Below are 22,623 nucleotides of genomic sequence, written 5' to 3'. Positions count from 1 at the left end.
GCACCTCTGGCGAGGTGATGCGCGCTCGCCGAGTCCTGCCAACGCGCTCGACGACCGCGTCACCCGGCTTCGTGAGGACGCGTCCGGCTACCGTGCGCCGTGACCCTGAGCGCCGCAGCGACGGCGCTCGGCGATCACGTCACCCACGGGCCATCCGCCGCCGCGCCCGCCGGCGCTGGGCTGACAGCCCCAGCATGCCGCCGCCGATGACGACGGCGAGCACCGACGCCCACGCTGCGCCGTCGCCGAGGAGGGCGTAGGGCGTGCGCCGGCCCTCGGTGGGGATGGTCGCGAGCATCGTCTGGTCGTCGCCGACGAAGTAGTCGGCCGACGCCAGGGTGCGGCCCAGCGGGTCGACCGCCATTGACGTGCCCAGGCGGGTCGGCCGCAGGATCGACACGCCGTTCTCGATCGCGCGCGCGACCGCCATGTCGTCGTGGACCGCGGCCTCGGTCGGCCCGATGTCGCTGGACGGCACCATGAGGATGTCGACATCGGCGCGGCCGGCCTGACGAACGAGCCACGGGAAGTCCGCGTCGAAGCAGATCGCGACCGACAGCCGCCCGTACGGCGTGTCGACGATCGGCAGCACGCCGGATCCCAGCGCGTTGCCGTCGCCGGGCACCGTCGTGGACTTGTCGTAGTCCCACAGCACGTCACCGTCGGGACCGATCAGGATCGAGCGGTTCTCGTTGGTCGGCCCGTCGGTCGTCGGCAGGATGAAGACGGTCCCCAACTCCAGGTAGATCCGTTCTTCCCGGGCGACCGCCGACGCCCGGTCGAGGAACGCCTGTTCGTCCTCCTTGAACACGTACCCTGCGGCCTCGGACCACGCAACGATCTTCGCGCCGCTGCCCGCCGCCGCGCGGGTGCGGGCGAACAGATCGTCGATGACCGGGCTGAGGTGCTCCGCCGTCGCGCGGGCGCGTTGCGTCGCCGTGCGCGGGCCCGGGCCGACCCCGCTGGCATCGCGTGCAGCGTTCAGTGCACGATCCGGCGCGAGCGCGGCGACCTGCACCGACGAGTCGGGCGGTGCGGAGAACGCGAGGCGAGCGCCGCCGAAGACCGACACGGCCAGCAGCACGACGGCGAACGGACCGACGACTGCGCGGGCCGCACGCAGGTCGAATCGGCGCTCCCACAGCTCGTTGACGACCGCGGCCGTCCACATGATGACGAAGCCCAGCCCCCACACCCCGACGACCGACAGGCTCTGCGACAGGGCGAGGTTGGTCACCTGTGTGTAGCCGGTGGCGCCCCAGCTGCCGAACACGCTGCCCTGATCGAGCGTGACCAGGAACGCGTAGGCCGTGTCGACCGCGGGGAACACCATGGTGCGCGCCAGCCCCCGCGAGCGCCGCGCGGCCATCATGTCGGCCGCGTACGGCAAGGCGATCAGGGTGCCGCCGAGCGCGAACAGGAACACCTCCGGAGGGCGCAGGAAGAACCCGCGCAACGAGATGAGGGTCGCCGCGTATCCGACCAGCGCGATGACCGGAATCGCGACACGGGCGCGTTGCGTGCGCGCGAACCGGAGCAGGAAGATCGGCGCCAGCCATGCGGCGACCGGGATCACGGTCTGGAAGATGGTGAACGGCAGCAGCAGCGCGCCGAGCAGCAGCCATGGCCACGACCAGCGTTGCCCTCGTGCGGGGGTCTGCGGATCGGCCGGCTGCGCCGGTGCGCGGATGACGTCGGTGGCGGACATGGCGTGCTCCTCCTTCGTATCGACCTCGCGCGCGGGTCCGCGCGCGGGGTGTCGTGTCACGTCGATCGACGTGGCGATGCACCTTCCGGGGGTGCATCCGCCACGGGGTGACGGACGACGTGGTCAGGCGGGGCACCGGCGGTGCGGACCGCGCTGACCTCGACACCCGCGTCCCACAGCAGACCGAGCAGCGCCCGGAGGCCGGCCTGGTCGAGGGGTGGGCCGGTCAGCGCGGTCGTCCGGGCGCCTGCGTGGACGTCCATCGGTCCGAAGCGGCGCTCCAGCTCCTCCCCGAGGCCGGCGGGGAGGCGACCGGCGATCTCGATGCGGCACTGTCGTTGCATCACGGTCCCGACGACGTTGTGCCTGCAGGATCCGCGACGACGACAGATCCGTGACCACCCCGACCCGGAAACCACCCGGGGTGGTCCGGCACGGCCGCTCGCAACGCGACCGGACGCGGCGCCCCGGGCGCCACCGATCAGATCAGGCCGAGCTCGCGTCCCCGCCGGAGGGCATCGGCTCGAGCGGCGACACCGAGCTTGCGGTACAGGCTCCGGGTGTAGCCCTTCACCGTGTTGACCGACAGGAACAGCTCCCGACCGATCTCGCGCTGTGACAGCGGACCCTGCAGCGCGCGCAGCACCGACAGCTCGCGGTCGGTCAGTTCCTCCACCAGCGCGCCGCCGCGACGCGCCGCCCGGACGGCACCACGGCCCAAGCGCTGCTCGGCGACCTCGACGCGCCGCAGCGTCGCGGGAAAGACCGTGTCGTTGTCGGCGATCTCGCGCGCCTCGGCCAGCGCCGCACGCGCGCCCGAACGGTCCCCGACGGCGAGTCGCGCGTCCGCCAGCGTGACCAGGATGCCGGCCGTCAGCGACGGGTGCGCGGCGGCCCTGGCCATGTCGGTCGCGTGCTCGAGGAGACTGCGGGCGGTCTCGACGTCGCCGGCCTGGTGGGCCAGCCGTCCGGCGGCGGCGCGCAGCATCGCGACCGCGCCGCCGGCCGCCCGCCCCACGGCGGCTTCGAGGTGGTCGGCGGCCGGCGACGACGCGTCGATGACCATCCGCGCGTCATCGCGGCGACCGATCGCCACGAGGCTCGTCGCCAGGGCACCTGCGACCAGCAGACGGGTGAAGACCGGTAGGTCCACCCCAGCGCGCCGCCACGCCTCGTCGAGCAGCACCGAGGCCTCATGGTGTTGATCGAGGCCCGCGAGCACCACTCCCAGCGCCAGGCGCGAGATCACGTACCCGTCCAGGTCGGGATCGACCTCGAGGTCCACGGCGATCCGAGCGCCATCGACGGCATCGGCCAGCTCGGCGGGCCGCCCAAACGTCGCGCGCAGCGTCGCGATGGCGGCGCGTGCGCTCGACCATCCGTGCGGCGGACGGTCGTCGGCGGTCAGGCTCGCCTCGGCGACGTCCAGCAGTCCGGCGACCCGATCGATCCGGCCCGAGAAACCGGCGGCCGCGGCCATCGCGATCGCCAGGCGTGGGTCGCCGTGGACGAGCGCGTCATCGAGCTCGTCGGCGAGCTGGAGGTACGTCCCGGCTTCCCCGCTGTTGAGGAACTCGTCGTCCGAGGCGGCGAGCAGCTCAGCGGCGCGCCCCTGCCGCCCGGCCGCGAGCAGATGGCGCACGGCGGCCTCGACGTCGCCGTGGTCCTGCCACCAGCCGGCGGCTCGCTCGAGGATCGCCCGCTCGTCGTCGGCCTCGGTGCGGGTCAGCTCGCGGCGCATCGCGTCACGGAACAGGCGGTGATACCGGTACCACTCGCGCTGCTCGTCGAGCGCGACGAGGAACAGCCCCGCCCGTTCGAGCGCGGCGAGCACGCGGCCGGACCCGTCACGTTCCAGCGCCACGTCGCACAGCGCGCCGCACAGCCGGTCCAACACGGAGCTGCGGAGGACGAACCGACGTTGATCGTCCGGCAGGGCCGCGAGCACCTCATGACCGAGATAGTCCATGACGTGGCGGTCGTCACCCCTGATCACCTCGGCCCGCCCGGCGGGATCGGCCGTTCCGCGCAGTGTCAGAGCCGCCAGATGCAGGCCGGCAGCCCATCCCTCGGTTCGCTCGACGAGCCCACTGATGTGTGGCGGGTCGAGTGCGTCCTCCGCAACGTCGGTGACGAGTCCGGCCGCCTCGGGCGGCGTGAAGGCGAGGTCGACCTGACGTATCTCGACCAACTGGCCGCGCGCACGCAGCCGTGCGATCGGCAACTGCGGATCGAAGCGCGCGGCGATGACAACCCGCAGGCCGGACGGCAGGTACGTCAGGAAGAACTCGACCGCCTCGTGGATCCTGCGGTCGGTGACCAGATGGTAGTCGTCGAGCACGAGGACACGGTGTCCTCCAGCGGCCGTGAGGTCGTTGATCAGAGTGGGCACGGCGACGTCGAGAGGGTCGAGGCCCGGTACCCGCAACGCTGTCAGCGCCGACACCGCGAGGTGCGGATCGTCGTCCTGCAGCGCGGTGACGAGGTAGATCCAGAACCGCACGGGATCGTTGTCGGCCTCGTCCAGCGTCAGCCATGCGACAGGCTCCGTGGCTGCGTTTGTCGCCCACTGCGCAAGCAGTGTGGTCTTGCCCCACCCAGCCGGCGCGACGACGATCGTCAGCGGCACGGCCGCGTCGCTCAGCCGCGCGAGGAGGCGCGGCCGGTTCACCGCTGTCGGGCGGGTCCACGGTGGCCTGACCTTCGCGGCCAGAAGCGGCTGGTCGGGCGCGGACCCCTTAGCCGCTCCCATCACTCGCCCGCCCGCGGATTCCGTGACGTGGTCAGGCCCGCATCGTCGAACGTGGCGACATCGCCACGCCATATCGTCGCCCGATCTGGCGCCGCCATGGGCGGGAGCGGGATGGCGCGGACGCGAGACAGGGGGTGTGACATCGTCATCGCCAACCTTCGCTGATCCATGGCGCAATGATGCCTGACATGTGCGGCGCCCCGGGTGCGCGTTGCGCGAGGTGGACGCGAGTATGCGCAGGCGCAAACATCTCACGCGACGCTGTCGCGGTACGAGCACGGCACGGTGCAGCCGTCCTTCGCGACCTTCGACCCGTTGCGCCTCCTCGAGACTCTGGTCGACGACGTCGAGTTCATCGTGATCGGCCAGATCACTGCCGTCCTGCAAGGCCATCCCGAGACAATCCGTCGACCTTGACATCCTGCCAAGGCAAGCGTTCTCAACGCCGAGCGCCTCGCCGACGCACTGCGCACCCTCGACGCAGCGCACGTCACCTCTGGCACCAACGACACCGCGCGCAGATCGGTGTCGACGACCAGGCCTTCATCGGCTGGAGGGAGGTGTGCAGCTTCGACGCAGCCGCGGGTCGAATCGACGTCATCCCGGCCGCCGCCGGCATCGGCACCTTCGACGACAATCGCGCCGACGCCGTTGAGATTGACCTCGACGGATACGACCGCGTCGGACACCGCCGTCCCGATCCACGGCGCCAGCCTGAACAGGTTGTGCCCAGCGAGCGGCAGCCTCATCATCGACGCGCACGCTTCCGCAGCACGCCCGCCGGCCCAGGCGAAGGCGCGTAGGCTGCTGGACGTGCTGCTGTCGGCACCCGACTACATCGTCCTGATCGTGGCCGACCTCGACCGGTCGGTGCGCTTCTACGCCGACGTTCTGGGGCTACCCCTGGGTCACCGGTCGGGTCCCTACGCGCAGTTCTCGACCGGGGCAACCCGGGTGTCGCTGTACGAGCGCGAGGCCATGGCCACGACGCTCGGGGTCGGCGCGCTGCACCCGGCGCCCCCGGACGCACCCGGCTTCGAGCTGGGCTTCAAGGTCGTCGACGTCGACGCCGCTTACTCTGAGCTGGTCGCGGCTGGCGCCGACGGGGTGAGCCCGCCGCGCGACCGGCCGTGGGGCCAGCGCACCGCCTACGTCGCCGACCCCGACGGGCATCTGATCGAGCTGGTCAACGCGTCCTGACCCGGCACCGGTCGTCGCGCGCCCCGTCGGCGGCGACCGCTGGAACGGCCCAACACGACGTCGAAGAGTCCGGCCTAAGGGTGCGGCGACCCGACACGTTACGCCGATGGCTGACCGCCTACGCGGCGGCAACCGCGACGACGGCCTCGTTCGCGATGCGACCAGTGACGTCGGCGACCGGCCGGCCACGACGACGACAGGTCCCTACGTCGAGGTCCTGGAACGTCTGTAGGTCCTCGGTCGGGTCGACGCATGGTCACCGGCACGCATGCCACTGTCACGGTTGTCCTCACCGCCAACGCATCACCTCATCGATCCGGCACTGGCAGCCAGGCTGCTCGGTGTCGGCGTCGATGCACTGCTTGAAGGACGCGAGCCCGGTCCGCGACTACCTCGCGACGGCACCCTCCTCGGCGCGCTGTTCGAATCGCTCGTGACTCAGTCGGCGCGTGTGTTCGCGCAGGTGGCGGAGGCGCGGTCAGACACCTGCGCACCTACAGCGGGAAACGGGAAGTGGATCTCAGCATCGAGCGGGACGACGGACGTGTCGTGGCGCTGGAGATCAAGCTCGCACGGACGGCGAACGACGACGACACCCGCCGTCTCACACGGCTGCGCGACCAACGGGGCGAGGATCCTTTCGACGCGGCCATCATCACGACCGGGCCGGATGCGTACCGGCGGCCTGACGGCGTCGCCGTCGTGCCGGCCGCGCTCCGGGCCGTAGCCCGCGAGGTCGACCTGACCAAGCCATTGCCGCACGTTGCGCGTCCACGCAGACGCCGGCGAGCCGGTCTGCCTGCACCTGTCGCAGCTGACCCGCCATCCACCATGCTGGGCGGACGTTGCGGGGACCACCGTTTTCGGCGTGTGAGCACCCCGCCATCGACGCGGCGGCGTCCCGGCGTCTCGGCACCGGAGGTGCGCCGCCCGTCTGGGTCGAGCGGCAGCCGTCCGCGGCCGCGCAGACGCTCCAGCGCCGCCTCACAGACGCGGACGGCTTGTGTATGACGGCGACTTCGACTGGCCGGGCCCGCGCATCGGTCAGCTGGTGGTCCACCGGTTCGATGCGCACCCGTGGCGCTTCGGGTCTGCGGACTACCTCGCGGCACCCGCCGGCCCGCGTTGCAGGGACGCCCGCTGCGGCTCATCGTCGCGGAGGACCCCGGCGAGAGGCACGGCGCATCTACATCGGTACAGGTAGCAGCTCGTACAGGTCGATCGCGTAGTCGCCCTTGCCCTCACTGAGATAGGGATGGCCGTCAGCCAGCCGTTGTGCCTCGCCGAGATCGTCGGCCTCCACGATCGAGTAGCCGCTCAGCGGCGTCGGCGTGCCCACGGATCCGTCGTCAACGATGGAGGTACCTGCCTGCAGCGGCGCACCGACATCGACGAGCGCGGACCCCACCTTCTCCATCCACTCCCCCCACGCAGCCATGACGGCCTGTCGTTCTCCTTCCATCATGTCGGCTGCATCCGTCGCGTCGCCCTTGTACATCATCATGAACCGTGGCATGACGCACCCTTCTGTCGGGAGGTGCGGTGCAGTGTAGTCAAGTAACGCATGCCAAGTCTCTGGTCCGATCGACTCCCGATCTCCCCCGCACGCCGGGCACGGCCGCACCGGCATCCTCACCATCGGCGCTCTGCTGGCCTACCGCCGTCTGCGGTGCCGCGAGCACGCTGTTCTACGCGCCCGGGATGCGCCACTGCTCAACCAGCAGCGAGGTTGCCTCGAGGGTGACAGGCTCGCCGTTCACGTCGGTCAGGCAACGGCGCCCCCACCACGCGAACGGCAACACCCCGAGGGGATCCACGGTCACCGGCTCTACGGCCTTGCGTCCCGCCGGTCGTTCACATCGGGCGGCGCCAGGGTCGCTGGCCACACCAGCGGCTCGGGCGCCGCCCTCGCCGCCGCACGGGTCGCGACCGTCTCATACAGGGCCTGCACGACCGCGGTCTTTCCGGCCTCCGGCTCCCCATGCGCCACCGCCATATGCGAGAGCCACCGTCCAGCCGATCGAACTGGTCAACAGTTGCTCGACAAGACTCGCCCGCGCACCCGTCAACCTCACAAGAGACCCCTCTCCGGCTGTTACCGCTACCTGAGCGGGCAGGTCGAGGTCGACGCCGGGCAGCCCGCAGTCGACTTCGATCGGTCTCCTCGCGAGTTCTGCCCATCCACGGCCCAGGTACGCCCCCCAACGGAGGGTGATCGCCGTGGTCGGCAGCGGTCAGGGTGTGGCCGGTGTGGGTGCGTCCTACCGGTGGGCGGGTTGGAACAGTTCGATCAGGTTGCCGGCGGGGTCGGCGAGCAGGATTTGGCGCCCACCGGGGCCAGCGACCACGTCGCTGCGGAAGGACAGGCCGGCGTCGCGGTGCCGGGCGATCTCGGCATCCAGATCGTCGACGACGAGGTTGATGCGGTTGCGGCCCGCGGTGGCGGCATCGTCGGGCGTGGCGCGGGCGCCGGAGCTGGCGGGTCCGGACAGCAGCAGCCGCAGCGGGCCGCGTACGACGTCGGCGAAGGCGGGTCCGGCGTCGGTGGCGAGCCTGAAGTCGAGGTGGGTGGTGTAGAAGTCGATGGCCGCTTCCACGTCGTCGACGACGTAGCGGACGCTGGCGTACTGGTCGGGCGCGGTCACGATTGAACCTCCGTGCGGTGATTGGTGGCGAGGACGGGCAGCAGGTGTCGGATGCGGGTGTCGACCTCGGCGGCGGTGCGCTGGAAGGTGGGGTAGCTGGCCTGGTCGGTGTCGCCGGCGGTGGCCGGGTCGGGGATGCTCCAGTGGACCCGCCGCGGCTGGTGACCAAACTCGGGGCAGGCTTCGCGGGCCTTGTCGCACAGGGTGATCACATGGTCGAACCGGCGCTCGGCCACCGCGTCGAGATGCCGGGGACGCTGGCCGGAGATGTCGATGTCGAACGCCTCGCGCAGTACCCGCACGGTGTTGGGGTGCAGGCGCGGCTTGGGTCGGCTGCCGGCGCTCGTCACGTGCACGCGGCCGGCGGTGTGGTGGCGAAGCAGGGCCTCGGCGATCGGTGAGCGGGCGCTGTTGCCCGCGCACACGAACAGTACCGCGCTACGCCGGGGCGACTGGCCGACCGGGGGGACCGCTGGTGCGGCCTTGCCGCGCAGCGCCGGATGCAGGGCGGCGCCGGTGTCGGCCAGCGCCTCCGCGCAGCGGTTCAGATCAAGGTGGTAGTAGCTGTCACGCCCGTCGTGACTGCTGCGTGTGGAGGTGACCAGCCCGCCGTCGCGCAGCTGCCGCAGGTGGTAGGACACCAGGTTCTGCGGCTGGTCGACCAGCGTCACCAGCTCGCGGACCCGGTAGTCGCTGTCGGCGAGTGCGGTGAGCAGCCTCCAACGCAGCCGGTGGGCGACCAGCCCGACGAACGCCGGTGCGGCCGTGACGTCACCTGGGACCACCATGGCCCCGAGGATACATCAACCAGGTTCGATACATCAACCAGGTTTGATGGACTCAGCCGGAGGTGGGCGGTGGCTGAGATCGCGCTGCTGTGGATCGCCATCGTGGCGACGATGGCGGCGTTCTGGCTGCTGGTGCCCTATCTGGCCTGGGTGTCGTCGCGTCGGTCTTGACCTGGACCATCTGGCGGCGCAACCGCTGACCACCGCTCCGCCGTCCGCCCACATGCCGCCATCCTGCCCGACGGCGGGCCGGATCACGGTGCGCGTCACTCCACCCCGGGTCTTGGCGAACGCCTCGTCGAAGCCAGCGGGTAACCCCTGATGGCTCGGCTACCTGCCGCGCGTCTCACTTGCCTGCCAGTCTTGCAGAAAGTGGCGTGACGTTGGAGCCGATTACGAATCGAGGTCGTACAGCAGTCGGTACAGGTCGCGGCGCGCGACATCCCAGTCGGCCACTCGGCCTGCCCATCGCTTCCGTAGTCGACTGGCTCCGGTACGGGCGCACCCCGCTCGTACAACCAGGCGCAGCGGCCGCGTTCCGCTGCCAGCGTCGGGTGGGCGCCAAAAAAGGCCTTCAGGTATCGCACGTCGCCGGACGATCGCGTCGTACGCCAAGTCGCGGTCGTGTAGGGGTGTACGTCAGCTCGGAGCGTCCCGCATCCAGGTGGAACTGGGCCCGCCGTGGCAGCTGTTCGTAGCGGGGCGCGGGACCCATCGCTCGAGCGTATCGGGAATGGGGGTGCCGCGTGACAGCAGGCCACTACGTGGCACCAACGAGGCAAGGAAGACCACCTGATGCCGGGATGCGGCGACAGGGCGTCGGTCCGCGCCGGCCAGCCGACGTGCAGCCGCGCTGGCAACGTCCGTGGTGGGAACCATCGGGGAGGACCGGTCACCGAAGGCGCCAGCGACCCCGACGAAGACCGCATCATCGCCACGCCACGACGCCGCCCGCACGTTCGGCGTGGGATGGCGCTCGGGTGCGCGACGCAGGGCGGTGTTGCGGGGTCGACGATCTCAGGCGGGGTGGTTGGCGCTACGGTCGCGGGCTCGGGCTGCGGGCAGTGCCAATGCCAGGCCACCGAACGCCACGGACCAGTTGCCTCGCGGTGTCGCCGGGGCGGTGCGCGAGCTCATAGCAGCCGAAGGGTCAGCATGGCCATGTCGTCGCGCTGGCGGGTCTGGAACGCTTCTACGGCCGTGTGCAGCCGCCGGATGACCGTTTCGGCTGTGGCGCCCACGGTGGCGGCGAGCTGTTGTTGGATGCGCTGGCGGCCGAAGAATTCATCATCACGACGCGCTTCAGTGATCCCGTCGGTGTAGAAGAACACCAGGTCGCCGGGCTGCAGCACCGTCGTCGCGGTTTCGTAGCTGGTGCCGGGGAACGCGCCGACGAGCATGCCGTGGCAGGGGATGGGTTCCACGGTGCCGTCCGCGCGCAAGATCAGCGGCTCGGGGTGACCGCCGCTGGCCACGGTCAGGGTCGCATAGCCGTCGCCGAGCGACAGGCGTCCGCACACTGCCGTACAGAAGCTCTCGGGCAGCTGCTCGCTCATGAACGCGACGTTGAGCAGTTCAAGCGTCTCGCTAGGGTCGAGGCCGATGAGTGCTCCGCTACGGACGGTGTGGCGTGCCATTGCGGCCAGGGCCGCCGCTTCGACACCTTTGCCGCGGACGTCACCGATGAGCACCGTCCATTCCGAGTGCGCGCCGATCAGGTCGTAGAAGTCACCGCCGATGTCGACGGCCTCGGCTGGATCGTAATGGCTTGCGAGGTCGACGCCGGGGACGGCAGGAAGGTCGGGCGGCAGAAGGGTGCGTTGCAGCTTGTGTGCGGTCTCGGCCTGCTGGTGGTGCAGGAGTGCCCGGTCCAGCGCCTGGGCCGTCTGGGCGGCCAAGTTCAGCGCGAAGGCGCGCTCGTCGTCGTCGAACAGCCGCGCCCGGGAAAAGCTGAAACGCAACGCCCCCAGGCACTTCTCGCCCACAACGAGCGGCACGGCACACATCGCAACGGTGCGGGGCTCGAGACCCGCGAGCGCGGGGAACTGCTCGTCGCGCTCGCGGCGGGACTCCAACCACACGGGCTGTTCAATGCGGGCCGCGTGCGCTGCGGGCAGGTCCGCATCGGGCGTCTCCGCCCGCAGTCCGGCCACGACCGACTCGTCGTAGCCAACAGTGCCGGGCACTTCCACCGTTGAGCGGCCGGTGGTGAGCAGCAGTCCACCGCCCGACGCTCCCATCGCCGCCACGCCTTCGTTGAGAGCGTGAGCGGCCACCCGCTCCGGCGTGACCGCCCCTGCGAGCGCAACGACCAGGGCGTTGAGTCTGGCGCTGCGCTCGGCGGTGCGCTCGGCTTCCGCCACGGCGTCGATCTCGACGAGCAGCCGCTGTTCGAACGTCTGCGGTTCAACCGGTGGTGTCCCGGCAGCGGCGCGGCGCAGCTCGCCGACCAGCTCCTCAACGTACCAGCGGCGAAACACCCGGTGCCGCGGCTGCGTCTCCAGCGTCAACAGGCGCGCTGCGCGGCAGTAGGCGTCCACCTCGTCCAGCGCCTGCAGATACTCCTCGCCGGCATCGGCCGTCGCGGCCGGCAAGGTCATCTCGAGCGCGACGTGATCCTTGCCGTCGTTGGCGGCTGCGAGCGCCTGACGCTTGATCAACTCACGGGGCTCGGCGAAGCGGTCGACCACCGCTTCCAGTAGACCGGCGAGGTGGCGGGGGACATCAGCGGTTAGCCCGGTCCGCGCCCCAGCCGCAGCCAGGGTGAACTCGAGGACGAGATCGTCAACGTGCGACTTGGCGGCCAACAACAACTCGGTCGGCACGTCACCCAGACGCACGGTGAACCGCTCTTCGGCGCCCGCAGCGAGCAGGGACGACTCATCGTCCGGCGCCCATCTCTCGAGCTGGGCTTCGATCTCCTGCTCGAAGAGCTCCGGCCCGTTCGCCGGCGAACCGTCTTCGAACTCGGCCCACACGGTCTTGCCGCCCTCGCGTCTGTCGACCCCCCAGGTGAGAGCGACGGCCTCGACGAGCCGCACGCCCCGGCCGGTCATGGACTCGGCGTGGTGGCGCGCACGAACCGGCGAGAGGCGGTTGCGATCGCGAACCTCCACTCTGACCCGCGGCGTGGCGATACACAGCACGACCTCGGCCGGCAAGCCGGCGTGCCGCAACGCGTTGGCGACCAGTTCACCGACCACCAGCTCGACGTCGTCCCGCAGCTCGTCGAGGCCCGCAGCCAGGAGCTGGTCCGCCGCCCAGTGCCGCGCCCTACTTGCTTCGGCGGGCTCGTCGCGGAGCACGAGCACTGCCGGCGCACGAGCCGGCCGCGGTTCTGCACAACTGATCTTCGCGCCAAGGCGTGGCATCAACCCTCCCCTCCGACGCAACCACCCCGTATCGATACCCGTCCGCCTTTCACGCTGAAACGGCGCCGGAGAACTGCGGCCATCGCGCTGCCACCGGCGCCGCCCACGCGCATCGTACCCGCACCACCCGACCCTGGCCGAACTCACTACCACGTCTACGACCTGCCCCGACCGCAGTCGAGCTGGAGCACTGGCTCGCGCCCGCTGCGGAGCTCAGCAACGAGGTCGCGCCCGCGCGTGACGTCGCCGGCCGGATCAGCGCATCGCCTCCTCGCGGATGCGCCTCTTCGTCGCCGCCCAATTGCAGATCGGGCAGATGCTGAGATCGTGGTGCCGGGCCGGGCAGAACTCGCGCCCGAAGTAGATGATCTGCAGGTGGCGTCGCGCCCAGGTGTCGATCGGGAAGACCGTTTTGAGGTCGCGCTCGGTCTGCTCGACGGTGGCCGCTCTCGACAGGCCCCAGCGCCCGGCGAGCCGGTGGATGTGGGTGTCCACCGGGAATGCCGGCTCGCCGAACGCCTGGGCCATCACCACGCTGGCGGTCTTGTGCCCGACCCCGGCGAGCGACTCGAGGAAGTCCCAGTCCGGGAGCACCTCACCGCCGGCCTCGACGATCTGGGCGGCGGCGAGGGCCAGGTTCCGCGCCTTGGTCGGCGCGAGCCCGACGGCGCGGATGAGCTCGCGGATCCGGTCGGGGCCGAGCGCCGCCATCTTCTCCGGGGTGTCGGCCGCGGCGAACAGCGCGGGCGTGACTGCGTTGACCTTCGCGTCAGTGGTCTGGGCCGACAACGTCACCGCGACCAGCAACGTGTACGGGTCCCGGTGGTCGAGCGGGATCGGCGGCTTCTGGTAGAGCTCGTCGAGCAGCACGCCGATGCGATCGGCCTTCTCCTGGCGCTTCACGCCGCCGACGATACCGAGGTCAGCATCGCGACGTTGGGGTCGTCACCCCGAGGCGCCGGACGAGGAGATCGACGACCTGCTGACGGATTGGCTACGGACACGACCGGGAGCCGAACACGGCGATGCTGTGTGCCGGCCCAGCGCGCGTGTGCTGCGGTGATCCCCTCGGAGTCGCGCCGCGGCGCATCGCCGCAGCGTTGACGCGAGCCTCGGCAGCGTTCGCACTCGGTGGGGGCCTTGCGGTTCGATCTCGAGACTCTGTTACGGTGTACATCACGACGAACACATCGGCACAGGACCGCACGCATGGCCGACAGCACCTTCACGTTCCGCGTGGACGACGAACTCAAAGCGGCGTTCGCAGATGTCGCGGCCGCGCAGGACCGCACGGCCGCGCAACTGCTGCGCGTACTGATGCGCGAAGCGACGCGGCGGTGGCGTGACGCGCAGGAACACGATGCCTGGTTCCGCAGAGAGATCGAGCAGGCCCTCGGCCAGGCCACCGACCCGTCGGTCAATCGAGTGCCCCACGACGACGTCGTGTCGAGCTGGCGTCAGCAGCGCGCGGAGTTGGAACGGCGCGCAGCGGGTCGGACCGCGTGAGGATCGAGTGGCTCCCCGACGCCGAGAAGAACCTCACCGCACAGCTTGAGTGGATCGCCGACCGCGATCCATGGGCGGCCCTCGACATGGGCGATAGGATCTTCGCTGCGGTCGGTCGGCTCGCCGATCATCCCGCGATGGCACGTCCCGGACGGGTCGCCGACACACGCGACCTCGTGGTTGTCGGTACCCCCTACGTCGTCGTATACCGCATCGAGGCGACTGCCGTGATCATCCTGCAAGTCCTGCACGGAGCGCAACGCTGGCCGACCGCATGATCGCCTGAGCACGCATCAGGCGACGAGGGACGGCGACTACGACGCCTACAACGCCAAGGAGCCCAGCCGCCTCATGACCATCGAGTACCTCCTGTCGAACCGTGGCGATGGTCGGGACCGTCTGATGGTCATCGAGGAACCGTTCGATCACCGAAGCGGGTCGGCGACGAACCCACCCGAGTCCACGACGGAGGTCGGCGTGGGCCTCGTCGAGATCGTGGGCCGGCCGGTTGGGCCGTGCGCAGGACGATCAGGCTGCCCCCTCGACAGATCGTCGCCTGTCGCGCGATCCTTCCGGCTCAAGCAGGCGTACGGGCACGCTCCGCGCGGGCATCACTGGCCAACGTGGGGGTCGCTTCTTCGAACCCTGCCGCATGGTCGATCGATGGCTTGCCTGGTCCTAGAAGGACCATGACCAACAACCCCGCGATGTACGCCAAGTCACGTTCGTAGCCCACCCCTTCGGCCCCGATGAGGCCGACGCTACCGGTGACAAGCAGGATGGCGCCGACCAGCTCGACGACCATCAGGCCGGCGACCAGACGAGTCAGAAGGCCCACGATGAGCATGGCTCCACCGACCAGCTCGAGCAGCGTCACTGCCCAAGCCAGCGCCAACGGTGCCGGCAGCCCGAGACTGCCAAGAAACTGCCCGAAGCCAGCGGGACCACCGGTCAACTTCTCCAGCCCGTGGACGAACATCATCGCACCGATGATGAGCCGGACCACTACAGGGGTTATCCCGGCCCACCTGCCGATAGCACGCATGGCATCCCCTTCCCTGTCCTTGACTACGACTACGCGCTCGTACGTCACCCGGTTCAACCGACACCATGAAATTCCGGCGACTGAACCGTGATCCGAGGGGTCCCGGTGCCGAACGCGGATGCAACCACAACCTGTTGCGAACGATGACCGTGAGGAGGTCATGCGCCTGGCAAACCCTGGTGGCAGAGGTTGTGGGAGGACGACGACCTGCTGCTACGCGTTCGCGACGGCCTCAGAGTGGGCGAGCTTGATGGCGACGCTCACGGGATCGCCGTCGACGCAGGTTGCGCCGAGGTCGTCAGCGAGCTCCCGTGATGCGCCGCCGGCCCCCAGATAGAGGGGCACCTGTGCGCTCAACTCGCGCAGGGCATCACGCACGGCATCCAACGCGGCGGGATTGACCGTCGAGAGCAGGACGAGGGCGGGCCGGACGGTGCGCACCGTGGTGATCAGCGTGTCGATCGGGCTGTCCGCTCCCAGGAAGACGACCCGCAGCCCCTGACGCGACAGGACCAGGCCGCAGACGATCAGCCCGAGGTCGTGTTGCTCGCCGGGAGGTGCCGCGAGCACGACCCGAGGCCCCGCGCCCTGCCCCCAGCCCTGCGCCAGGCTCAGCAGCCGCGCGCGCAGCAGGTTGGAGGCGAAGTGCTCCTGTCCCACGGTCACCTCGCCGGACCGCCAGCGCTCGCCAAGCTCGACCAGGTACGGGAGGATGGCATCGCGCAGGACGGTCTCGAGCGCGAACGTCGCCAGCAGCTCGTCGAGGACCACGTGCGCTCCGGCGTCGTCGAACCTCTCCAGACGCTCGCGCAGGCGGCCGACCTCGCGATCCAGGCGCACCGGCTCCGCTGCCCTCGGCTCGGCGACGACAGGCGGCTCCCATGCCAGCCGGGCCGCCTCGGCCGCGGACGCGCCGCGCTCGAGGTGCGCGAGCATCCGCTCGACGCGGAGGACGTCGGCGTCCGAGTACAGCCGGAACCCACCCGTTGAGCGGTCGGGTGACAGCAGCCGGTAGCGCCTCTCCCACGCGCGGAGTCGTTCAGGGCTCACCCCGACGCGCTGGCTGAACTCGCCGATCCGCAGATACCCAGCATCCATGGCAACACTATACAAAGCTTGGGCAAAATCTCCACAGACGGTTGACAGCCGCTCAGTAAGGACCTAAGTTGGCCAAACATTAGACAGACCTTGTACGACACGACAGCAGGTGGACGTCCCCGCTAGTGGACTGCCGCCACGGCCCGCGCCTGACCGGGCGCGAGACCAACCTTCTGAGTAGGAGCAACCAATGAACATCCGCACCGCTGGTCGCCGACGCCGGGGTACGTCCCGGCGCCGCGCCTTGACCACCCTGTCCGCCGCCGCGCTGCTCGTCGCGGCCTTCGCGGGTCCTGCCAGCGCGCAGTCCGACGCGGGGACCGTGACGGTCGTCCACGGCGTGCCCGAGCTGACCGTCGACGTCTACGTCAACGGCGACCTGACCCTCGAGGACTTCGAGCCGGGCACGATCACCGATCCACTCGAACTGCCCGCAGGCGACTACGACGTGGAGATCCGCCCCGCGGACGAGGACCCCGAGTCCGACCCGGCGATCTCCGGCTCGGCGGCGGTGGAGGCGGGCGCCAACGCGTCGCTCGTCGCGCACCTCAACGCGGACGGCGAGCCGACGCTCTCGGCGTTCGCCAACGACACCAGCAAGATCGGCGCAGGTGACGCCCGCGTGACGGTCCGCCACACCGCGGCCGCACCCGCGGTCGACATCCTCGCGGACGGATCGGCCATCGTGTCCGGCCTCGCGAACGCCGACGAGGCGGTCACCGAGGTCCCGGCCGGCACCTATGAGGTCGCCGTGGCCCCTGAGGGCACCACCGACGCGGTGCTCGGCCCCACCGACCTGACCCTCGAGGAGGGCGTCAACCACATCGTGTACGCCATCGGCTCGGTCGATGACGACAACCTGGACCTGCTGGTGCAGACCATCTCCGGACTGCACTCGAACCCGTCCGACGTGCCCGCCGGCACCGGCGGCATGGCCGATGACGCCATGCCGACGTGGCTGGTCGCGTTGAGCGCCGCCGCCGCGGCCAGCGCCGTGGCCGCGGGTGGCCGGTTGGTCTACGCCCGTGCGCGGTCCTGAGCGACTCGCTCGGTGGGTGCTGGTGGTCGGCCTCGTGCTGGCCACCAGCACTCCCATTGTCTGGGCATTGATGACGCCACCGCACGATGCGGGGGCGCTGCCTGTGGCAGAGGTCACGGCATCGCCGCAGCCGGTCACCGAAGATGCGGGTGCAAGCTCCGCTGCGGCACGGGAGGACGGCGCCATACGGCGTCGGGGCGACGTCCCCGCCCCTGACGGCATCATCGTCGCGGCTGAGCCGCCTCCGGTCACCCGCTCCGCGCGCATCGGCGACCTCGGCCAGGCACCGCCCGCGATCCCCGAACGGCTGCGCATCCCCGCGCTCGACCTCGCTTCGCCGATCGTCGCCGTCGGGGTCGAGGACGGCGAGATGGAGGTGCCCGAGGACGTCGGCGACGTCGGCTGGTACCGCCACGGTCCCGCGCCCGGCGAACCCGGTGCCGCTGTGATCGCCGGCCACGTCGACTCCCGTGAGCAGGGCCGCGGCGCGTTCTTCGACGTGCGCCGCCTCGACGTCGGAGCGCGCATCAAGGTCACCGACAGCGCAGGCCACGCGCAGCGCTTCGATGTCGTCGCCCGCCGCACCTACGACAAGGCGAGCCTGCCTGCCGACACACTGTTCTCCCGCACCGGGCCGTCCCAGCTCGTGCTGATCACATGCGGGGGCGAATTCGACCGGGACGCGGGGACGTACCGCGAGAACGTCGTCATCTACGCCGAGCCGTCGTCCGCATCCGGGTGACGGTGACCCGACGCGCCGGGGGCTGCTGCGCGTGACGGACTTCGCTCAACGCCCTGGAGAGGAATCGGTGGACCGCGAGCCCCTGGGGACATGACGATGCAGTGGTCCCCGGGGTCCTTGGATCAGTCAGAGAAGAGACTCGATCAGCTCACAGGTGGCGTGAAGACCGCCCCGCTCGACGACGTTCGCAAGGCCCGCCCGCGGCTCATCAGCAGTCCCGGGGCCGTGTCCGTCACCGCTCGGATCGCTGGAGTGTGGCCCTTGAGGGAAGCCGCCGGCGATCGAGCTGGCGGTGAGCTGTCCCCAGTTGCATTCGGGTGGGTCGGCGGCAGCCGGTGTGACGCTCAGCATGAGCGCCATGACCGCAAGAACCGCCAGCACAACCACTCGCCTCACCATGTGATGCTCCTGTCGCCCACCGATGGACATGTCCGCGTGAACCCTACACCGTGTCGACCGCCTACTGTCCGCGTGGCCTACTGCATGACAGCCCGGAAGTCGAGCAAGGAGCGCCAGCATCATGGACGTCAAGGACGTGATCAGCCAGGCCAGGGACGTCATGACCGTCAAGCAGGTGTTCGCTGATCCCTACGAGTTGGACGGGGTCACCGTGATCCCCGCCGCACGTGTGCGTGGAGGCGCGGGCGGCGGCGAGTCGACCGAGGACAAGGGGAGAGGCTATGGCACAGGGTTCGGGCTGGATGCGCGGCCGGCCGGCGCCTTCGTGGTCCGCGACGGCAAGGTGTCATGGGTGCCGGCGGTCGATGTCAACCGGGTGATTCTCCTCGCCCCCGTCGTAGCCGCAACCGCAGCCCTGCTGGCGCGGGCGGTGATCCGGTGACGCGCCGGCACGCCATAGCGCGGTGACCGCCGCGGCATGGCCCGCAGCGATCCGACGCTCGCCGTGTCGCATGGCCGGTCCTCGTCTGTCGTCTGATCGGATGGGGTGCCAGGTCGGCGACGACCCCGGCGTGGTCGCTGGCCCAGACGCCGTTGACGGGCTCGGCCATCGCGAGGTCGCAGGCGGTGATGTTGAGGGCGGTGCCCTAGTCGCCGCAGCGGAGCATGATGTAGTCGATGCGCCGGCCTGGTCGCGGTCGCCAGGCGTCCGCCACCAGGGGGCCACACGGTGCCGGACGGCACAGGCCGAGATTCACCTGGGTTGCATGCGGCGTCACGTGCGCGGTGTGGCGCCCGTCACTCGTCGCTCGGCGCCTGCGGGCGGATCACGACCGCGCTACGCACCGCCGCCAACTCCGCGTCCGTCGGACGGTGCCCACGGTCGATCGCCAGCCCAAGCATGTTGGTCGAGGTACCGGCGTCCAGCGCGCCGCGGATCGCCGGTCCGACGTAGCCGGGATCGGTGACAAGGACGCCGTGCGCCATCGTGGCCCGACCGCGACGGACGATCTCAACGGGTCCGCCCTCGCGGAAGTTCACCGCCCACGCCGAATCCGTGAACACGACCTGGGCATCCTCGTGGTCGTAGATCCCGACGGGGACTGAGTAGGACGCGCCGGTGCGTCGGCCGCGGTACCGCAGGACCGCGATCCCCGGCACCAAGCGGCCCACGCGGCTCGGGATCACGCGCCGCAGCAGAGGGTTCGCGACATGGCGAACGAACCAGCCGGGAGGTGGCTTGGACCGGACATGGTCAGCATTGAGCTCACCACTCCTTCCGTCACGGCCTGATCGCGCGGGTCAGGAGCAGCGTACTCGGGCGCCCCGCCGTCATGCCCGCCTGCCACTCCGCGCTGGGTACCGGGTCGGGACCAATGCGACGTCCCGCCGCCTACCTGCGAACGTGTGACACCGGTGACGCACAGCATTGAGGCGATCACGCGGATGGGCGCCGTCGCAGTTCGTCTGCTCCAAGCCCGCCCCAATGGCCAAGTGATCGATGTCGCGTGCCGGGTACGGAACCGCCATGACATGACCGTCGACATCAACCACATCCGGCGTTCGTAGGGGCTACGCCCAGCGACGTCACCGACGACGGCCAGGGGGGCGCACGTGACCAGTACCGATGAGCTCGTAGCCGATTACACCGCACTCGAGGCCGCAACAGGTGCCGTCGTGCTCGCACGCCAACGCCTCCGTGCCACGCGCCTTGCACGCATGCTCCGACGCGCCGGGAAGGCAGACGTCGCAGTTGCCAAGCGTTCGCTCGCTGCCGCGCGCGCCGAGCTGAAGGCGTGTCGCGCCGGCGTCGGCTGGTGGGTCCGGAGACCGAAGCGTCGAACCCGTCGACTGTCGGCGATGCCAAGGGGGACTGGCATGCTGCGGTCGCGCGGCGCTGCGACGACGACCGTGGTGCGTGCTGTCGCTGTGGCCTACATGTTGAGCATGGCCCTTGTTCTGCTCGTCGCGCAGTGGCCGATGCGGGGACCGCAGCTGGTGGGTCCCGGTGGCCACGGGGCGCATGTCGGAGACCTCCTGGTGTTGGCGGCGACGGCGACCGCAGCTGTCGCTGTGCTGAAGTCGGAGTCTTAGCTCCCTCGACGAAGCAAGGCAGGCCACTGGGATCGCAGCTCAGTCCCGAGCGGTCATCCCCGATGTCATCGCACGCTTCGTCGCCGAGGCCGCCGCGGCGCCCGAGCAGGTGTCGACCATCGCCGATCACATCACGCACGCGTAGTGCGCCTCCGGCGGGCGCCTGGGCCCGAGTCACTCCGTTGGCCTGACCGGCGTGGATCGCGTGCATGGCGTCACGACGTCATTGCGGCGATCCTCATGCCCGTGCGCGCCGAAGACGCCGGACTCGCGCTCCGGGGATGTGCATGAACACCGAGAACGACGACGAGGCAGCCGGACCACGCAGCGTGCGCGGGTTCGGCGTCGCGAGCACGTTGTCTGCAGCGGTGATCGGTGAGCTCGCCGGGGCGACCGAGGCGGCCGGCTACCGGACGTTCTGGACGAATGACATGCCTGATGGCGATGGGCTGGGTGCGCTGCGGGTGGCGGCGGAGGCGACCACTTCGATCCGTCTCGGCGTTGGGCTGCTGCCCGTCGACCGTGTCCCGGCCAATGAGATCATCGCGCGGATCGCACTCGTGGGCCTGCCCATCGACCGGCTGGTGGTCGGTGTCGGTGCGGGCGCGCAGCGGGGTGGGTTGGCCCGGGTCCGCGCCGCGGTGGCTGCCCTCCGCGGCGCAACGTCGGCGGCCGTGGTCGTCGGTGCATTGGGTCCGAGGATGTGTCGTCTGGCCGGCGAGCTCGCCGATGGCGTTCTACTGGACTGGCCGACCATCGGCAGCGCATCGGCGGCGCGCGAACACGTCCGATGGGGGGCGCGGTCGGCGGGTCGCGCGGCGCCGCCGCTGGCCGGGTACGTCTTCACGGCGCTCGGTGCGGCGGGTCTCCAGCAGTTGCGGAGTGAGGCGGCACACTACGGATCGGTGCCCGCGTACGCGGCGCATTTCGGCCGAGCGGCGCATGACGCGATCGACGCCGCGGTCCACGCCGAGACGATACGGGATCTCCGGCAACGCCTTGCTGCATACGAGGCCGTGTTGGATGAGGTGATCGTCCGAGCCGTCGTCGGCGAGCCTCGTGCGGCTGCATACCGACGGGTGCTGGACGCAGGCGCGCCCGACGGATGACTGAGCGCAGACCGATGGCCGAGGCGTCCGCGTTGGTTGCCGGTCAGCCCCTGTCGTCACTCATCGCCTCATGTGTCTGCCTCCTCGGCCGCGCTGGCCGGATGGCTGCCGTAGACGTCGTAGCGCGTGACGGTCCATTCGCGGTCGTTGAGATAGCGGTCGGCGTCCGGGTAGAACACCGCCGGGCCGGGTCGTCGCCGCGCATGCGCGGATGGCCTCGAGTGACTCCCAGACGGTGATGATGGCGAACTCCTCGTGGCCAGCGTCGGGTCGGCTGGTCATGTAGACGCCGACTCACCCCGGTCGTGTGTCGACCGTCACTCGACTGACGGACGTTGGTCCCTGCCACAGCGCGCCAAGTCCCGCTTCAGTGGGATGTGTACGTCACATCGCTCAACGGAGGCACCGCGATGACGCGCTGTCACGGCCCGACACCCCGACGGCCGGCCGCCGTGCCGCAGCCGGTGTTCCCGGACACGTGCGGTTCCTGACCGCCGGCTGGGGATGGTTCATGCTGGCGATGGCGGCGGTCAACGGTGCGATGGTGATGGCCGGCCGCTCGCGGCTGCATGTCGAGTTCATCGACGACACCTATGTGGAGCTGTACCGCCGCGCCTGGGAGACTCTGGTCGCTCCGCGTCCGCTTCCGTGGGTGCTGGCGTTGATCGCCTTTGAGGCCACGGTGGGCGTGGCGACGTTGCGTGGTGGTCGTGCGCGGCTGGCCGGGTGGCCGCATCGGCGGTGTTCGTGGCGGTGTTGACGCCGGCGAGCCCGTACACGCTGGGCAATCCGGTGGTGGCGGCGCTGCCCGCGTACCTGCTCGTCCGGCTTCTGCACGCCCGCGGGCAGCCGACACCCGACGAGCGGGTCGGAGGCTGAGATGCGGATCGTGGTGGCCGCCTTCCTGCTCGGACACGCGGCGGTGCATGCGGTGATGTGGACGCTGCCGTTCACCGACGCGACCCGGGACATGCCGTTCGATCCCGGGCACTCGTGGCTGTTTGGTGACAGCCGGCTACCGGCGGTCGTCCTCGCGGGCCTCGCGACTGCCGGGTTCGCGGTGACGGCGGTCGGCTACCTGCTGGGTGCCGCATGGTGGCCGCCGGTGATGCTGGTGGCCTCGGCCA

25 protein-coding genes are annotated in these 22,623 nt (G+C 70.3%); 13 read left to right on the top strand and 12 right to left on the bottom strand.

Annotated elements, in window-relative coordinates:
- Positions 1-139: 139 nt before the first annotated feature.
- From VK923_08165 to VK923_08155, 3 genes are all read right to left on the bottom strand, one after another.
- Complete coding sequence (locus VK923_08165; GenBank protein HSJ44640.1) at positions 140-1,708, bottom strand: nitrilase-related carbon-nitrogen hydrolase; 1,569 nt, start codon at positions 1,706-1,708, stop codon at positions 140-142.
- 56 nt (positions 1,709-1,764) lie between these two features.
- The gene (locus VK923_08160) at positions 1,765-2,052 is read right to left on the bottom strand and encodes a hypothetical protein (GenBank protein ID HSJ44639.1); all 288 of its coding nucleotides are present in this window, start codon (positions 2,050-2,052) and stop codon (positions 1,765-1,767) included.
- Positions 2,053-2,189: 137 nt separating this feature from the next.
- Positions 2,190-4,337, bottom strand: coding sequence for a LuxR C-terminal-related transcriptional regulator (locus VK923_08155; protein ID HSJ44638.1), 2,148 nt, complete (start codon positions 4,335-4,337; stop codon positions 2,190-2,192).
- A gap of 327 nt (positions 4,338-4,664) precedes the next feature.
- Here VK923_08155 and VK923_08150 point away from each other — a divergent pair, with 327 nt between their 5' ends.
- The 4 genes from VK923_08150 (at position 4,665) to VK923_08135 (ending at position 5,892) form a co-directional block, all read left to right on the top strand.
- On the top strand, positions 4,665-4,877 hold the full coding sequence (locus tag VK923_08150; protein HSJ44637.1) for a hypothetical protein: 213 nt from the start codon (positions 4,665-4,667) through the stop codon (positions 4,875-4,877).
- Positions 4,878-5,020: 143 nt separating this feature from the next.
- Positions 5,021-5,263 carry a hypothetical protein gene (locus VK923_08145; protein HSJ44636.1) on the top strand — a complete coding sequence of 81 codons (243 nt, stop codon included), beginning with the start codon at positions 5,021-5,023 and terminating at the stop codon, positions 5,261-5,263.
- Positions 5,264-5,273: 10 nt separating this feature from the next.
- Positions 5,274-5,660 (top strand): VOC family protein, encoded by a 387-nt coding sequence (locus VK923_08140; GenBank protein ID HSJ44635.1) that lies wholly within the window; start codon positions 5,274-5,276, stop codon positions 5,658-5,660.
- A 106-nt stretch (positions 5,661-5,766) separates the two neighbouring features.
- Positions 5,767-5,892: a hypothetical protein gene (locus VK923_08135; GenBank protein ID HSJ44634.1), complete on the top strand. Its 126-nt coding sequence runs from the start codon at positions 5,767-5,769 to the stop codon at positions 5,890-5,892.
- A gap of 954 nt (positions 5,893-6,846) precedes the next feature.
- Here the strand turns inward: VK923_08135 and VK923_08130 are convergent.
- The 6 genes from VK923_08130 to nth form a co-directional block, all read right to left on the bottom strand.
- Positions 6,847-7,158: a YciI family protein gene (locus VK923_08130; GenBank protein HSJ44633.1), complete on the bottom strand. Its 312-nt coding sequence runs from the start codon at positions 7,156-7,158 to the stop codon at positions 6,847-6,849.
- A gap of 190 nt (positions 7,159-7,348) precedes the next feature.
- Positions 7,349-7,483: a hypothetical protein gene (locus tag VK923_08125; GenBank protein HSJ44632.1), complete on the bottom strand. Its 135-nt coding sequence runs from the start codon at positions 7,481-7,483 to the stop codon at positions 7,349-7,351.
- 438 nt (positions 7,484-7,921) lie between these two features.
- Positions 7,922-8,305: a VOC family protein gene (locus VK923_08120; protein ID HSJ44631.1), complete on the bottom strand. Its 384-nt coding sequence runs from the start codon at positions 8,303-8,305 to the stop codon at positions 7,922-7,924.
- On the bottom strand, positions 8,302-9,093 hold the full coding sequence (locus tag VK923_08115) for an ArsR family transcriptional regulator (GenBank protein ID HSJ44630.1): 792 nt from the start codon (positions 9,091-9,093) through the stop codon (positions 8,302-8,304). Before VK923_08115 ends, VK923_08120 begins: the two co-directional genes overlap by 4 nt.
- A gap of 1,133 nt (positions 9,094-10,226) precedes the next feature.
- Positions 10,227-12,398: a SpoIIE family protein phosphatase gene (locus VK923_08110; GenBank protein HSJ44629.1), complete on the bottom strand. Its 2,172-nt coding sequence runs from the start codon at positions 12,396-12,398 to the stop codon at positions 10,227-10,229.
- Positions 12,399-12,719: 321 nt separating this feature from the next.
- A complete protein-coding gene (gene nth, locus VK923_08105) occupies positions 12,720-13,367 on the bottom strand; it encodes an endonuclease III (GenBank protein ID HSJ44628.1) in 648 nt (215 codons plus the stop codon).
- A gap of 306 nt (positions 13,368-13,673) precedes the next feature.
- On the opposite strand from nth, the gene VK923_08100 reads away from it, so the two are divergent.
- Together VK923_08100 and VK923_08095 are read left to right on the top strand one after the other, a co-directional pair.
- The gene (locus VK923_08100; GenBank protein HSJ44627.1) at positions 13,674-13,970 is read left to right on the top strand and encodes a hypothetical protein; all 297 of its coding nucleotides are present in this window, start codon (positions 13,674-13,676) and stop codon (positions 13,968-13,970) included.
- Positions 13,967-14,248, top strand: coding sequence for a type II toxin-antitoxin system RelE/ParE family toxin (locus tag VK923_08095; GenBank protein ID HSJ44626.1), 282 nt, complete (start codon positions 13,967-13,969; stop codon positions 14,246-14,248). Before VK923_08100 ends, VK923_08095 begins: the two co-directional genes overlap by 4 nt.
- A 299-nt stretch (positions 14,249-14,547) precedes the next feature.
- Here VK923_08095 and VK923_08090 read toward each other — a convergent pair whose 3' ends face one another.
- Both VK923_08090 and VK923_08085 read right to left on the bottom strand, forming a co-directional pair.
- Positions 14,548-15,063: a DoxX family protein gene (locus VK923_08090; protein HSJ44625.1), complete on the bottom strand. Its 516-nt coding sequence runs from the start codon at positions 15,061-15,063 to the stop codon at positions 14,548-14,550.
- Positions 15,064-15,228: 165 nt separating this feature from the next.
- Positions 15,229-16,113 carry a MerR family transcriptional regulator gene (locus VK923_08085; GenBank protein HSJ44624.1) on the bottom strand — a complete coding sequence of 295 codons (885 nt, stop codon included), beginning with the start codon at positions 16,111-16,113 and terminating at the stop codon, positions 15,229-15,231.
- Positions 16,114-16,303: 190 nt separating this feature from the next.
- On the opposite strand from VK923_08085, the gene VK923_08080 reads away from it, so the two are divergent.
- The 3 genes from VK923_08080 to VK923_08070 all read left to right on the top strand — a co-directional run bounded on the left by VK923_08080 (position 16,304) and on the right by VK923_08070 (position 18,735).
- Positions 16,304-17,152: a DUF4397 domain-containing protein gene (locus VK923_08080; protein ID HSJ44623.1), complete on the top strand. Its 849-nt coding sequence runs from the start codon at positions 16,304-16,306 to the stop codon at positions 17,150-17,152.
- Positions 17,139-17,894 (top strand): sortase, encoded by a 756-nt coding sequence (locus tag VK923_08075; protein ID HSJ44622.1) that lies wholly within the window; start codon positions 17,139-17,141, stop codon positions 17,892-17,894. The genes VK923_08080 and VK923_08075 overlap by 14 nt, the downstream gene beginning before the upstream one ends.
- A gap of 520 nt (positions 17,895-18,414) precedes the next feature.
- On the top strand, positions 18,415-18,735 hold the full coding sequence (locus VK923_08070) for a spore germination protein GerW family protein (GenBank protein ID HSJ44621.1): 321 nt from the start codon (positions 18,415-18,417) through the stop codon (positions 18,733-18,735).
- A 356-nt stretch (positions 18,736-19,091) separates the two neighbouring features.
- On the opposite strand, the gene VK923_08065 is transcribed toward VK923_08070, so the two are convergent.
- Complete coding sequence (locus VK923_08065) at positions 19,092-19,481, bottom strand: hypothetical protein (GenBank protein ID HSJ44620.1); 390 nt, start codon at positions 19,479-19,481, stop codon at positions 19,092-19,094.
- Between the two features lie 1,193 nt (positions 19,482-20,674).
- Here VK923_08065 and VK923_08060 point away from each other — a divergent pair.
- The 4 genes from VK923_08060 to VK923_08045 form a co-directional block, all read left to right on the top strand.
- A complete protein-coding gene (locus VK923_08060; protein HSJ44619.1) occupies positions 20,675-21,496 on the top strand; it encodes a hypothetical protein in 822 nt (273 codons plus the stop codon).
- A gap of 478 nt (positions 21,497-21,974) precedes the next feature.
- Positions 21,975-22,256, top strand: coding sequence for a hypothetical protein (locus tag VK923_08055; GenBank protein HSJ44618.1), 282 nt, complete (start codon positions 21,975-21,977; stop codon positions 22,254-22,256).
- Entirely contained in the window at positions 22,244-22,375 is a 132-nt protein-coding gene (locus tag VK923_08050) for a hypothetical protein (protein ID HSJ44617.1), read from the top strand. Before VK923_08055 ends, VK923_08050 begins: the two co-directional genes overlap by 13 nt.
- Position 22,376: 1 nt before the next feature.
- A partial coding sequence (locus VK923_08045) for a hypothetical protein (protein HSJ44616.1) occupies positions 22,377-22,623 on the top strand: 247 nt, incomplete at its 3' end.

Source organism: Euzebyales bacterium (assembly GCA_035461305.1).
Taxonomy (GTDB): Bacteria; Actinomycetota; Nitriliruptoria; order Euzebyales; family JAHELV01; genus JAHELV01.
This window is presented reverse-complemented; position numbering and strand designations above follow the sequence as displayed.

Bases quoted from the DNA above. Each gene is read 5' to 3' on its own strand.
- VK923_08080 (HSJ44623.1), top strand. From the start codon at position 16,304: ATGAACATCCGCACCGCTGGTCGCCGACGCCGGGGTACGTCCCGGCGC.
- VK923_08165 (HSJ44640.1), bottom strand. From the start codon at position 1,708: ATGTCCGCCACCGACGTCATCCGCGCACCGGCGCAGCCGGCCGATCCG.
- VK923_08060 (HSJ44619.1), top strand. From the start codon at position 20,675: ATGAACACCGAGAACGACGACGAGGCAGCCGGACCACGCAGCGTGCGC.
- VK923_08160 (HSJ44639.1), bottom strand. From the start codon at position 2,052: ATGCAACGACAGTGCCGCATCGAGATCGCCGGTCGCCTCCCCGCCGGC.
- VK923_08100 (HSJ44627.1), top strand. From the start codon at position 13,674: ATGGCCGACAGCACCTTCACGTTCCGCGTGGACGACGAACTCAAAGCG.
- VK923_08135 (HSJ44634.1), top strand. From the start codon at position 5,767: ATGGCTGACCGCCTACGCGGCGGCAACCGCGACGACGGCCTCGTTCGC.
- VK923_08085 (HSJ44624.1), bottom strand. From the start codon at position 16,113: ATGGATGCTGGGTATCTGCGGATCGGCGAGTTCAGCCAGCGCGTCGGG.
- VK923_08130 (HSJ44633.1), bottom strand. From the start codon at position 7,158: ATGTACAAGGGCGACGCGACGGATGCAGCCGACATGATGGAAGGAGAA.
- VK923_08070 (HSJ44621.1), top strand. From the start codon at position 18,415: ATGGACGTCAAGGACGTGATCAGCCAGGCCAGGGACGTCATGACCGTC.
- VK923_08115 (HSJ44630.1), bottom strand. From the start codon at position 9,093: ATGGTGGTCCCAGGTGACGTCACGGCCGCACCGGCGTTCGTCGGGCTG.